The sequence below is a fragment of the Pseudomonas sp. AU11447 genome, from assembly GCF_001672555.2.
Taxonomy (GTDB): Bacteria; Pseudomonadota; Gammaproteobacteria; order Pseudomonadales; family Pseudomonadaceae; genus Pseudomonas; species Pseudomonas nitroreducens.
In genome coordinates this window covers 195,915-208,665 of record NZ_LZDG02000043.1, presented here as the reverse complement: position 1 = coordinate 208,665, position 12,751 = coordinate 195,915, and the positions used below count along the sequence as shown (strand labels likewise).

9 protein-coding genes and 2 pseudogenes are annotated in these 12,751 nt (G+C 65.7%); 3 read left to right on the top strand and 8 right to left on the bottom strand.

Annotated elements, in window-relative coordinates:
• Nucleotides 1–9: 9 nt before the first annotated feature.
• Nucleotides 10–1,053 (top strand): acyltransferase, encoded by a 1,044-nt coding sequence (locus tag A6723_RS14380; protein ID WP_054907428.1) that lies wholly within the window; start codon nt 10–12, stop codon nt 1,051–1,053.
• On the opposite strand, the gene A6723_RS14375 is transcribed toward A6723_RS14380, so the two are convergent.
• Nucleotides 1,035–2,099, bottom strand: a complete 1,065-nt coding sequence (locus A6723_RS14375; RefSeq protein ID WP_064979759.1) for a GGDEF domain-containing protein — start codon at nt 2,097–2,099, stop codon at nt 1,035–1,037. The genes A6723_RS14380 and A6723_RS14375 overlap by 19 nt on opposite strands.
• A gap of 174 nt (nt 2,100–2,273) precedes the next feature.
• Between A6723_RS14375 and A6723_RS14370 the strand changes: the two genes are divergently transcribed.
• A complete protein-coding gene (locus A6723_RS14370) occupies nt 2,274–2,693 on the top strand; it encodes a hypothetical protein (protein WP_054907426.1) in 420 nt (139 codons plus the stop codon).
• 14 nt (nt 2,694–2,707) lie between these two features.
• Here A6723_RS14370 and A6723_RS14365 read toward each other — a convergent pair whose 3' ends face one another.
• Nucleotides 2,708–3,145: an HIT family protein gene (locus A6723_RS14365; RefSeq protein WP_054907425.1), complete on the bottom strand. Its 438-nt coding sequence runs from the start codon at nt 3,143–3,145 to the stop codon at nt 2,708–2,710.
• A gap of 132 nt (nt 3,146–3,277) precedes the next feature.
• Here A6723_RS14365 and A6723_RS14360 point away from each other — a divergent pair, with 132 nt between their 5' ends.
• Nucleotides 3,278–3,982, top strand: a complete 705-nt coding sequence (locus tag A6723_RS14360; RefSeq protein WP_054907424.1) for a glutathione binding-like protein — start codon at nt 3,278–3,280, stop codon at nt 3,980–3,982.
• Between the two features lie 53 nt (nt 3,983–4,035).
• On the opposite strand, the gene hrpA is transcribed toward A6723_RS14360, so the two are convergent.
• From hrpA to fadD1, 6 genes and pseudogenes are all read right to left on the bottom strand, one after another.
• Complete coding sequence (hrpA, locus tag A6723_RS14355) at nt 4,036–8,055, bottom strand: ATP-dependent RNA helicase HrpA (protein WP_054907423.1); 4,020 nt, start codon at nt 8,053–8,055, stop codon at nt 4,036–4,038.
• Between the two features lie 171 nt (nt 8,056–8,226).
• Complete coding sequence (locus A6723_RS14350) at nt 8,227–8,712, bottom strand: hypothetical protein (RefSeq protein ID WP_054907422.1); 486 nt, start codon at nt 8,710–8,712, stop codon at nt 8,227–8,229.
• 11 nt (nt 8,713–8,723) lie between these two features.
• Nucleotides 8,724–8,975, bottom strand: coding sequence for a GlsB/YeaQ/YmgE family stress response membrane protein (locus tag A6723_RS14345; RefSeq protein ID WP_054907421.1), 252 nt, complete (start codon nt 8,973–8,975; stop codon nt 8,724–8,726).
• 288 nt (nt 8,976–9,263) lie between these two features.
• Nucleotides 9,264–9,863 (bottom strand): annotated as a pseudogene (locus A6723_RS32655) (methyl-accepting chemotaxis protein); the annotation flags it as partial.
• 258 nt (nt 9,864–10,121) lie between these two features.
• Nucleotides 10,122–10,994: pseudogene (locus A6723_RS32650) on the bottom strand (cache domain-containing protein); the annotation flags it as partial.
• Nucleotides 10,995–11,033: 39 nt separating this feature from the next.
• Entirely contained in the window at nt 11,034–12,719 is a 1,686-nt protein-coding gene (gene fadD1, locus A6723_RS14335; RefSeq protein ID WP_054907420.1) for a long-chain-fatty-acid--CoA ligase FadD1, read from the bottom strand.
• Between the last annotated feature and the right edge of the window lie 32 nt (nt 12,720–12,751).

Genomic DNA, 12,751 nt, shown 5'->3' with positions numbered 1-12,751 from the left:
CGCCCACCCATGCTGGTTTCGCTTCAGGCACTGCGGGCACTGGCCGCCTGGCTGGTGGTATTCCATCACTTCATGCAGGTGTTCTTCGATTTCCGCGCCGACAGCCTCGGCGGCAGATTGCTCTCCACCCGTGGCCAGGTCGGCGTCGACATCTTCTTCGTCCTCAGCGGCTTCGTGATCCACCTTTCCAGCGCCGGCCGACCGATGTCGCCGGTGACCTTCCTGGTCCAGCGCCTGGCCCGCGTCGCCCCGGCCTACTGGCTATACACGGCGATCACCGCGTTGATCATCTATGCCTTCGCCGACGTGATGCCGGTCTACGGCGTCGGCGGCAAGTCGCTGCTGCTGTCCATGCTGTTCATCCCCAGCGAGAACCCCGGCGGCTTCGGCAAGTATCCGGTGCTACCGGTGGGCTGGACGTTGAACTTCGAGATGCTCTTCTACGGCCTGTTCGCCCTCTCCTTCCTGGTTGCCGAACGCTGGCGTCCCTGGCTGGTGACCGCACTGGTGCTGCTGGTGGCGCAGGTACTGGCGCGCGAGCCATGGGTCAGCAACTTCTACCGCAACCCGATCATCTTCGAGTTCCTCCTCGGCCTGGGCCTCGCGGCGCTGTACCGGCGCGGCTGGCTGGACTGGCCGCGACCGCTGGCGCTGGCGACAGCCGCGATGGCAGTGGCGACCATCGCGCTGTTCCCTGCCGACCATCCCTGGCGCCTGCTGACCTGGGGCCTGCCCGCCGCCGCGCTGCTCGCCGCCTGCGTGGCGCTGGAACCGCTGTTCGAGCGCAACCGGGTGCTGCATGCGCTGGGCGACTGGTCCTATTCGGTCTACCTGCTGCACGTGATCGTGCTCTGGCTGGCCGCGTACTGGCTGCATGAACGGCTGGGCCTGACGCCCTACCAGACGCTGGGCATCAGCGTGCCAGCCATCCTGTTGCTGTCCTGGCTGAGCTACGAATGGGTTGAACGGAAGATGGCCCGCCAGGTGCGCACGGCCTATGCGCGCCTGGCCGAGCCGCTGGCCGCCAGGCGCACTCAGACCGGATCGCTGTAGACCAGGCGGTTGCGCCCCTCAGCCTTGCCGCGATACAGGCGACGGTCGGTGCAGCGGTACAGTTCGTCCGCATCCAGCCCGTCGCCCGGCCATTCGGCGAGGCCGAAGGTGGCTGAGATCGGGATACGCTGGCCGTGGTACATCAGCGGCGCCTCGTCGATATCCCGGCGCAGGGACTCCACCAGCGGCTTGGCGTCGAAGCGGTCGGTGAAGGGCAGCAACAGGCCGAATTCCTCGCCGCCCAGCCGGCCGATCAGGTCGGTGGCGCGCAGGCGGTGGCGCAGGCGATTGCACAGATGCTGCAGGGCCTTGTCGCCGGCATCGTGGCCCCACTGGTCGTTGATGTTCTTGAAATGGTCGACGTCCAGCACCACCAACACAAGCCGCGTCTCGTAGCGCGCCGCCTCCTGGATGCAACGGCGCAACGTGCGCTGAAAACTCTCGCGGCTGGCCACCCCAGTCAGCGCGTCGGTCAGCGCCAGGTTCCGCAGCTGCTTGTAGGCGGCCGCACGCCGCTCCTCGTACACGTGCATGAAGGCGATCACCAGGACGCCACAGAAGATGCCATTGCCGATGTCAATCAACCCCGGGGCATCGAGGCGCAGGTGATTGGCGTGCAGGTACATGACCGTGGCGATCAGCATGAACGGAACGGCAAGCAGGAAGCCGCGCCACTTGCCCAGCAGCAGGTAAGCCATCACGGGCATCAGGTAGACCCAGACGAAGGCCGATGCCGAAGCGTTGGGCATGACGATGATGTAGAGGATGAAGCAGAAGGTCGGCAGCAGGTAGGCGATGATCCAGGGCACCAGGCGCGTTACCCGCTTGAGCCGCTGCGTGGCCCACAGTAGCAGGCCGCAGGTGGCCAGTTCGGCACCGGCCAGCCAGTAGTTGCCGGCGAAGAACTGGAGAATCGAGAACAATCCCAGCGTCGCGCCGGTACAGGTAAAGATCAACCGCATCAGCAGACGATGGTCTGCCTCCTCCAGGCCGGTCGGTCCGGCGCTGGACTCGAACAGATGGTCAGGATCGCTGTTGCGGTGCATCGCCCTGCTCCTTGGCTCAACCGCCCGGCGGGTCGGCCTCGATGGCGGCGGCCGAGCGCTCCAGCCCGGCTCACGTTTGCTGAAGACTACTCCAAATTCCTACAGCGCGTTGCCAAGCCGACGGAAACCAGCCGGATGGGCTAGCCTAGGCTGCATTGTCCATGGAGGAAATCTATGCGTTCGATTCTTGCCGTCCTGTCCGTGCTCGCGCTTTCCGGTTGTGCCTCGTACCAGAACGACGAGGTCCATCCCGTCCCCACCGACCGCCTGCTGGCCTACCAGCAACCCGGCAAGGACAGCGTCAAGGTCGACGTCACCCGCGACGTCGGCTATCTCGGTGGCGGCTGCTACGTCGCCATCACCATCGACCACGAAATAGCCGCGCGCATCGGCAAGGGCGAGTCGGCCAGCTTCCACGTGCCGGCGGGCAAGCACGTGGTCGGCATCATCGGCGACAAGGACGGCGAAGGCCTGTGCAGCAAGGCCATGCTGCGCCGCGAACTGCTGGTGCCGCTCGAGCCGGGCGGCAACAACGCCTTCCGCATCGTCAGCGACAACCGCACCGGTTTCGACATCAAGCCCGCCGTCGAATAACCGCCTGGCGCGCCTCAGCCGTTCAGACGGGCAACGAGGCGCGCCTGCAGCTTCTCCAGTTCAGCCGCCTCGGCCTTGTTCGCCGCGTGGATACCCAGGCCTTCACCGGCATAGCGCGGGACGATGTGCACGTGGATATGGAACACCGTCTGCCCGGCGGGCGCGCCGTTGAACTGGGCGACCTGCACGCCATCGGGATTGAGCTCTTCGACGATCACGCCGGTCAGGCGCTGCACCACCCGCATCACCTTGGACAAGGCGTCAGGGTCGACTTCGAGGATGTTGCGCGCCGGCGAATTCTTCGGAATCACCAGCGCATGGCCGTAGGACTGCGGGAACAGGTCGAGGAAGGCGAGCACGTCGTCGTCCTCGTACAGCTTGTAGCAGGGGGCTTCGCCGCGAATGATCTGGGCGAAGATGTTCTGCGGGTCGTAGGTGCCGTGCAGGCTCATGGTGGGTTCCTTCTCCGTTGACTATGGGGCCGCACCTTACCTTTTTGTCGCGCGCGGGTCATGACCGGCCGCTTCCGGAGGTCTATCCTCAGGCCTTCCGCTGCTTTTCCCAGTGACCTGACCGGAGTATGCATGTCAGACCTTTCCGCGTTCCCCATCACCCGTAAATGGCCCGCCGAACACCCTGACCGCCTGCAGCTGTACTCGCTGCCCACGCCCAATGGCGTGAAGGTGTCGATCATGCTGGAAGAGCTCGGCCTGCCCTACGAGCCGCACCTGGTCAGCTTCGAGCGCAACGACCAGATGAGCCCGGAATTCCTTTCGCTGAACCCGAACAACAAGATTCCGGCGATCCTCGACCCCAACGGGCCGGACGGCCAGCCGCTGGCGCTGTTCGAGTCCGGCGCGATCCTGGTCTACCTCGCCGACAAGACCGACTCGCTGATCGCCCCCGGCGCCAGCGGTCGCTACGAGACGCTGCAGTGGCTGATGTTCCAGATGGGCGGGATTGGCCCGATGTTCGGCCAGATCGGCTTCTTCAACAAATTCGCCGGCAAGGACTACGAGGACAAGCGCCCGCTGCAGCGCTACGTCGACGAAGCCAAGCGCCTGCTGGCCGTGCTCGACCAGCGCCTGGAAGGCCGCGACTGGATCATGGGCGAGCGCTACACCATCGCCGACATCGCCACCTTCCCGTGGATCCGCAACCTGGTCGGTTTCTACGAGGCGGGTGGTCTGGTCGGTTTCGAGAACTTCCAGAACGTGAAGCGCGCGCTGGAGCGCTTCCTGGCGCGGCCTGCGGTGCAGCGCGGGCTGAACATTCCGAAACGGGATTAACGGTTCACTTCCTGTAGGAGCGAGCTTGCTCGCTCCTACAGGAAGCCTGAGCGTCAGGCCTCGACCTGGCTCCACTGCTTCGACAAGCGCTTGTCCGACACCGGAATCTTCGTCCCCAGCTGCTGGGCGAACAGCGAGACGCGGTATTCCTCCAGCATCCAGCGATAGAGCACCAGCTCCGGGTCGCGCTTGCCCTCCTGGGCATGCTTGGCCAGGCGCGCCGAGTACTGCTCCCAGTAGCCGGCCATCTCACCGCTCCACACGCGGTCGCGCTGGACCTGACCGGCGACCTTGTCCAGACGCTGTTCCACAGCCTTCAGATAGCGCGGGATTTCCTTCAGCCATTCCAGCGGCGTGTCACGCACGAAGCCGGGGTAGACCAGCCTGGCCAGTTGCCCCTTCACATCGTTGAGCGGCACCGTCATGGCCAGATCGACCTTGCCCTTGAAGCGCTTCTGCAAGCCATGCCAGAGCTTGAGGATTTCCAGGGTCAGGCGAGCGATGCGCTCGGCGTGTTCGGTCCAGGCGCCGCGCTTCTTCTCGGCCAGTGACGCGAGCCCGGCGCCATCGCGCGGCAGGTTGGCTTCACCGTCGAGAATGGCGCTGTCCAGGCTGGCCAGCAGGATGTCCTCCACCAGCGACTCGACCCGGCCCAGCTCGCGGTAGAGCAGGCCCATGTCGGTCTGCCCCGGCAGCTTGCTGCGCAGGAACTTGGCCGGCTCGGCGAGCTGTTGCAGGAGCAGGCGTTGCAGGGCGCGGCGGTGCTGGTAGTCGGCCTCGGCCTGAGTCGGGAAGCGGTTTTCCTTGACCACGCCAGCCTCTTCCACCAGCGCCGGATAGACCGTCATCGACAGCCCGGCGACCTTCTGCTGGACCTTTTCCGCCACCCCGGCGAAGCCCTTGGCTTCCACTGGTTTTTGCGGCTTGTCGGCCTGCGGAATCGCCAGCGCCGCCTGGCTGGCCTCGGCGAAGCGCGCGGTGAGCTCCGCCAGATCACGACCTTCGCCAAGGAACTTGCCACGGGCGTCGACCACTTCGATGTTCATGCGCAGGTGACTTTCCACCTGGGTCTCGGCTTCCGCCCAGGCCTCTTCCGGCACGCGGCTGCCGGTCATGCGCTGCAGCTCGCGGCCGAGGGATTCGGACAGCGCGCCCTCGGCGAAGACCATCTTGCCCAGCGCTGCGCGGACGAAGTCCGGCACCGGCACGAAGTTCTTGCGGATGGCCTTGGGCAGGCTGCGCACCAGCTCGATGCACTTGGCTTCCAGCAGGCCCGGCACCAGCCATTCCAGGCGTTCGGCAGGCAGTTGCGGCAACAGTGGCGCCGGCACGCGCAGGGTCACGCCGTCACGCACGTGGCCCGGTTCGAAATGGTAGGTGAGCGGCAACTGCAACTCACCCAGCTGCAGGCGATCCGGGTAAAGACCAGCAGTGACTTCACTGGCATCGCGGGCGAGGACATCTTCCTCGCGCATGATCAGCAGGTCCGGTTTTGCCTTGTGCTCGCGCTCGTACCATTTCTCGAAGCTGGCGGACTGGTAGATATCCGCCGGCAGTCGTTCGTCGTAGTAGGCGAACAGGGTTTCCTCGTCGGCGAGGATGTCGCGCCGGCGCGCCTTGGCTTCCAGCTCGTCGAGCTTCTCCAGCAACTGGCGGTTGGCCGACAGGCACTTGGCGCGGCTGTTGATCTCGCCGCGCACCAGCGCCTCGCGGATGAACATCTCGCGGGACACCGGCGCATCGATCGGGCCGTAGTGCACGGCGCGGCGGCCGATGATGATCAGGCCGTACAGGGTGACCTGCTCGTAGGCCACCACCTGGCCGCGGCGCTTCTCCCAGTGCGGTTCCAGGTAGTTCTTCTTCACCAGGTGCCCGGCCAGCGGTTCCAGCCAGTCCGGCTCGATTTTCGCGACCATGCGGGCGAACAGCTTGGTGGTCTCCACCAGCTCGGCGGCCATGATCCACTGCGGCTTCTTGCGGCCGATGACGCTGGAGGGATGAATCCAGAAGCGCCGCTGGCGCGCGCCGAGGTAGTCGCCCTCCTCCGCCTTCTGGCCGATCTGGCTGAGCAGGCCGGAGAGGATCGCCTTGTGCACGGCGGCGTAGTCGATGTCGCGGGCCTTCGGCTCATCCGCCTTGGCGACCGGCTGGCGGCCACGGTTGTCGTGCGGCTTGGCCTGCTCGCGGACGGGTTCGCTCTTGCGCTGGGCACCGTCCGACTTCGAGCCGAAAGGCAGCTGCAATTCGCGGCAGATCAGCGTCAGCTGGCGGTGCGCATCGCGCCACTCGCGCAGGCGCAGGTAGTTCAGGAAATTCTTCCGGCACCAGTTGCGCAGCGGGTTGGAGCCCAGCGCCTGGCGCTGCTCCTCGAAGCCGCGCCAGAGGTTGATCAGGGCGGCGAAGTCCGAGTCCGGGTCCTTCCACTGTGCGTGGGCCTGGTCGGCGGCCTGCTGGCGATCCATCGGCCGCTCGCGCGGGTCCTGCACCGACAGCGCGCTGGCCACGGTGAGGACTTCCGGCAGGCTGCCCAGTTGTGCGGCCTCCAGCAGCATGCGGCCCAGGCGCGGATCGATGGGCAGGCGCGCGAGCTGGCGGCCCAGCGGTGTGAGCTGGCCCTCGCGGTTCACTGCCGAGAGTTCCTGCAGCAGGGTGAAGCCGTCGTTGATCGCCTTGCCATCCGGCGGCTCGATGAAGGGGAAGGCCTCGATGTCGCCCAGTCGCAGATGGAGCATCTGCAGGATCACCGCCGCCAGGTTGGTGCGCAGGATTTCCGGATCGGTGAAGGCCGGGCGGCCGTTGAAGTCTTCCTCGCTGTACAGGCGCACGCAGATGCCCGGCTCGACCCGGCCGCAACGGCCCTTGCGCTGGTTGGCGCTGGCCTGCGAGACGGCTTCGATGGGCAAGCGCTGGACCTTGGCGCGGTAGCTGTAGCGGCTGATGCGCGCGGTGCCGCTATCGATCACGTAGCGGATGCCCGGCACGGTCAGCGAGGTCTCGGCGACGTTGGTGGCGAGCACGATCTTGCGCCCCGGCATGGGCGCGAAAATCTTCTGCTGCTCGGCCGGCGTCAGGCGCGCATACAGCGGCAACACCTCGGTATGGCGCAGGTTGGCCTTGCGCAGCATGTCGGCGGCGTCGCGGATCTCGCGCTCGCCGGGGAGGAACACCAGCACATCGCCGGGGCGCTTGCCGATCTCGCGTTCGTGGGCGGCGATCTCGTCCAGCGCACGAAGGATGCCCTGGTCCACGGACAGGTCGTCGAACAGCGCCTCGCCGTCCTCGTCCACTTCCGCGGCGAGCGGTCGGTACCAGGTGTCCACCGGGTAAGTGCGGCCCGAGACCTCGACGATGGGTGCATCGCCGAAATGCTTGGAGAAGCGTTCGAGGTCGATGGTCGCCGAGGTGATGATCAGCTTCAGGTCGGGACGGCGCGGCAGCAGCGTCTTCAGGAAGCCGAGCAGGAAGTCGATGTTCAGGCTGCGTTCGTGGGCTTCGTCGACGATAATCGTGTCGTAGCGTTCCAGGTAGCGGTCGTGCTGGGTCTCGGCCAGCAGGATGCCGTCGGTCATCAGCTTGATCAGCGTGCTTTCGTCGCTCTGGTCCTCGAAGCGCACCTGGTAGCCGACCAGCGAGCCCAGTGGCGTGCCGATTTCCTCGGCGACGCGGGTCGCCACGCTGCGCGCGGCCAGCCGGCGCGGCTGGGTGTGGCCGATCAGGCCGTGGGTGCCGCGGCCCAGCTCCAGGCAGATCTTCGGCAGCTGGGTGGTCTTGCCCGAACCGGTTTCGCCGGCGATCACCACCACCTGGCTCTTTTCCAGCGCGGCCTTGATCTCGTCGCGCTTGGCGGCGATGGGCAGGCTGTCGTCGTAGCGAATCTTCGGAATGCTCGCACGGCGCGCCTCGACCTTGGCGCAGGAGGCCTGGAAACGCTCGGCCCACTGGGCGAGCTTGGCGTCGTCCGGGTGCTTGCGCAGTTCGTGGAGCTGCCGGCGCAGGCGATGGCGGTCGCGGATCAGCGCATGGTCCATGCGCTGCAGGAGCTGTTCGGGAGTCGGCGTGGTTTCTGGGGTCATCGGCTTCGCTGGCGTATGCGCGGGAAGCGGCGCAGCGCAAACGAGCGAGGCCGGTCCCGGAAAGTGGGCTGTCATGGCGACAATCCGTGGATTGTCGCAGAGGACCGGCAAGGGCCGCCACGCCGAATGCGTAGCGGCCCGGATTGGCGGGGCATCGCGCCCCGCCGGGAGTCAGGCCTGCTGGTGCTCGCGCAGCTTGGCCAGGGCGATGGCCAGTGCCGCGCCGCCGAGGGTCTTGATCAGCGTGGGATGCTGGGCATAGAAGTTGCCGATGCTTTCGACTACGCCGGGGTTGGCCTTTTCCGCCTGGGCAGCCATCACCTCCACCTCCGACGCGCTCAACTGTCCGGCCTGTTCCGGCGTCAGCTGCGTCGCGCCTGGCTGCAGCACCTTGCCCAGGCCGCCGCTCATCATCTGGGCGAGCAGTGCCGGGCCAGCGGCGGCCAGCAACTGATTCAGCATGCCCGCACGCTGCACATCGCTGGACTGGCCGAACAACTGGCTCACCGTGTTGGCGAAAGGCGGCGTCTGATCGGAATGGAACATGGCGGTGAGGCTCTGCCCCAGTGCGCCGGCGGGCGCATTTTCAAGGTGCTCGTCCAGATTGCCACCGACGGCACCAACCACTTGCTGCAACAACGAATCCATCAAACTCATGGCGAATTTCCTCAGCTCTTTTTGGCGAACAGCAAGTGGTAGAGGACGAGCAGGGCAACGGCGCCGATGACCGCGCCAATGAAGCCCGTGGACTCGCCGGGTTGGTAGAAGTGCAAGGCCTGCCCCGCGAAGGTCGCCAGCAGCGCGCCGGCAATACCCAGGGCGGCGGTGATGAAGAGCCCCAGGGAATTGCTCCCAGGCGCCAACCACCGCGCTACAAGCCCCGCAACGAAGCCGATACAGATTGTCCAGATGAGGTGCATGGCGCTAGAACTCCGTGACAGTGGAAACGCCGGCCGAGGCTACGAGCGGCAGTGCCATGGAGATATCGGTGATTTCCGAAAGTACCGCGGGGAATGTTGACTCTCTCCAACGCGGAGGCGCCGGTGGAGGGTCCTTGAGGGGGACAGGCTTGCGATCGGCCGGGCAGCCGGTTGTTCGGGCTGCCACTGAATGCGCTACCGGCTTGGCACGCTCAGCGGAACGCAAGCTCCCTTCCATGGGCGCTTCCGATTCGAAACCACTGCGACGCCGCCAACGCGCGGCTCCGCTCAGATGCGGAACTGCCCCACGAGCTGGCGCAGGCGCTCGCCCAGGCCGTTCAGCTCGGTCGCCGTACGCGCGCCCTTGGCTGCGTCGTCCGCCACGCTTTCCACGCCGCCGGCGATCTGGTGCACGCTGCGGTTGATCTCCTCGGCCACCGCGGTCTGCTCCTCGGCGGCGCTGGCGATCTGCGCGTTCATCGAGTTGATGGTGCCGATCAGTTGGGCGATGGCATCCAGCGACTGGCCAGCCTGGTTGGCCTGGCCACGGGTGCGCTCGGCCATGTCGCTGGCGCGCTGCATGGCGCTCACCGAGCCCTCCGTGGTGCCGCGCAGGCGGTCGATCATCTGCTGGATTTCCCCGGTGCTCTGCTGGGTGCGGCTGGCCAGGGCGCGGACTTCGTCGGCGACCACGGCAAAGCCACGCCCGGCCTCACCGGCGCGGGCCGCTTCGATGGCGGCGTTGAGCGCCAGCAGGTTGGTCTGTTCGGCGATGGAGCGGATGACTTCGAGCACACCAACGATGCCCTGCACGTCCTGGCGCAAGGTGTCGAGGGAGTCGCTGCTGCTGCGCACCTCGCCGGCCAGGTCGTTGATCTGCGCCACGCAGAGGTCCACCTCGCGCTTGGCGGCCTGGCCCTCGCGGTCGGTCTGCTGCGCCGCATCGGCGGCCTGCTGTGCGCTGCGCGCGACTTCCTGGGCAGCCGCGGTCATCTCGTTGATGGCGGTGGCAACCTGGTCGGTCTCGTGACGCTGGCCGTCCATCGCGCGCTCGGAGCGCTGCGCCTGCTGGGCCACATCACCCACCAGACCCGACAGCTGGTTCGTGGTGCCGGCGACCTGTTGCACCAGTACATGGATCTTCTCGACGAAACGGTTGAACGAGCCGGCCAGTTCACCCAGTTCGTCATGGCGGCCAAGGTTCAGGCGATGGGTCAGGTTACCGTCGCCGGCGGCCATGTCGTCGAGGTTATCGCGCACCTGGACGATGGGCTGGACGATGGTGCGGCTGAACAGCCCGGCGAGCAGGCCGATCACCACCAGCAGCGCCAGCGCGGCGCCGCCCATGAGCAGCAGCAGGTTGTCGATCTTGGCGTCGAAGGTGGCACCGGCTTCCTTCACTTCGCGCTCGACGTCGTCGAGGTTGAGCGAAGTACCGAACACCAGGTTCCACTTGGGCAGGTAATGCGCGTAGCCGATCTTCGGCACGATGGTATTGCCGCCCGGCAGGGTGAAGCTGTAGCGCACGTAGTGCTGGCCGCTCTGCCCCGCCGCCACCAGTTCGCGGATGGCGTAGACGCCATTGGGGTCGCGGTAACCGCTGAAGTCTTCGCCCAGGCGCTCGTCGCTGGTGCCCTGGAAGACGCGGATGGAGCGGGTGTCGTAACCCCAGAAGTAGCCGCCCTTGCCGTATTCGAGGCGCTTGAGGATCGCAATGCCCTGCGCGCGCGCCTGGGCATCGCCGTCAGCGGCAGCCTGGTAAACCGGGCCGACGGCCGCCAGGGCGACGTCGACGAAGTTCTTCAGCTGCGCTTCGCGGTCCTGGGTGAGGTTCTCGCGAATCTGCGCTTCCTGCTGCGTCGCCAGTTGCTTCAGTGCGACGGTGGCGATGGCGCACAACAGCAGAGTGAGGATCAGGATCGGCACGATGGCCAGGAGCAGGACCTTGGCGCGCAAACGGAGGGCAGTATTCAAGGCGTTCACCTCAGGCGGATAAGGGACATGGCTTCCTTGCCCCATCAAAAAACCCGCCTTGCGGCGGGTTTCTTGTTTATCGGCTCAAGCCTTGAGTTTCTTGAGCTCCTCGTCGCGCAATTCGCGGCGCAGGATCTTGCCGACGTTGGTGGTCGGCAGGCTGTCGCGGAATTCCACGGACTTGGGACGCTTGTAGCCGGTGAGGTTGTCGTGCATGTGCTGCATGACCTGCTCCTTGGTCAGCGTGACGCCCGGCTTGGACACCACGAAGACCTTGATCGCCTCGCCGGACTTCTCGTCCGGGATACCGATGGCGGCGCACTGCAGCACGCCCGGCAGGGTGGCGAGCACGTCTTCCAGCTCGTTGGGGTACACGTTGAAACCCGACACCAGGATCATGTCCTTCTTGCGGTCGACGATACGCATGTAGCCGTCTTCCTGGATGATCGCGATGTCGCCGGTACGCAGCCAGCCATCCTTGTCGAGGATCTCGTCGGTGGCTTCCTGGCGCTGCCAGTAGCCCTTCATCACCTGCGGGCCCTTGACGCACAGTTCGCCACGCTCGCCCAGCGGCAGGTCCTGGCCGTCATCGCTGATGACTTTGCACTGGGTCGACGGAACCGGGATACCGATGGTGCCGATCTGGATGTTCTGGAACGGGTTCACCGACACCACCGGGCTGGTCTCGGTCATGCCGTAGCCTTCGCAGATGGCGCAGCCGGTGACGTCCTTCCAGCGCTCGGCAGCGGCCTGTTGCAGGGCCATGCCGCCGGAGAGGGTCAGCTTCAGCGCGGAGAAGTCCAGCTTGCGGAAGCCTTCGTTGTTGCACAGGCCGACGAACAGGGTGTTCAGGCCAACGAAGCCGGTGAACTTCCACTGCGACAGCTCCTTGACCATGCTGGCCAGGTCGCGCGGATTGGTCACCAGGATGTTGTGGTTGCCGGTGAGCATCATCGCCATGCAATGGAAGGTGAAGGCGTAGATGTGGTACAGCGGCAGCGGGGTGATGAGGATCTCGCAACCTTCATTGAGGTTGGCGCCCATCAGTGCCTTGCACTGCAGCATGTTGGCGACCAGGTTGCGGTGGGTCAGCATCGCGCCCTTGGCCACGCCGGTGGTGCCACCGGTGTACTGCAGTACGGCAACGTCGTCGTTGTGCGGCGAGACTTCCTTCACCGCCTTGCCACGGCCCTTGGCCAGGACGTCGGTGAGCTTCTGCGCGTTGGGGATGTTGTAGGCCGGCACCATCTTCTTGATGTTGCGAACCACGAAATTGACGATGAAGCGCTTGAGCGGCGGCAGCATGTCACCCACTTCGGTGACGATGACATTGCGGATGCCGGTCTTGGGCAGCACTTCCTCGGCCAGGTGCGCCATGTTCGCCAGGCACACCAGCGCCTTGGCGCCGGAGTCGTTGAACTGGTGCTCCATTTCCCGCGCGGTGTACAGCGGGTTGGTGTTGACCACGACCAGGCCCGCGCGCATGGCGCCGAAGACCACGACCGGGTACTGGAGCACGTTGGGCAGTTGCACGGCGATGCGGTCGCCGGGCTTGAGATCGGTGTTCTGTTGCAGGTAGGCGGCGAAGTCCCCGGAGAGCTTGTACATCTCGCCGTAGGTCAGGGTCTTGCCCAGGTTGCTGAAGGCAGGCTTGTCTGCAAAACGTTGGCAGGATTCTTTGAGTACCGCGAGGATGTTCGGGTACTGGTCAGCGTTGATCTCGGCAGCGATCCCCACTGGGTATTTGTCCTTCCAGAAATTGTCGGTCATGGAAGCCCACTCCTAAGCAACAGCTCATCTTT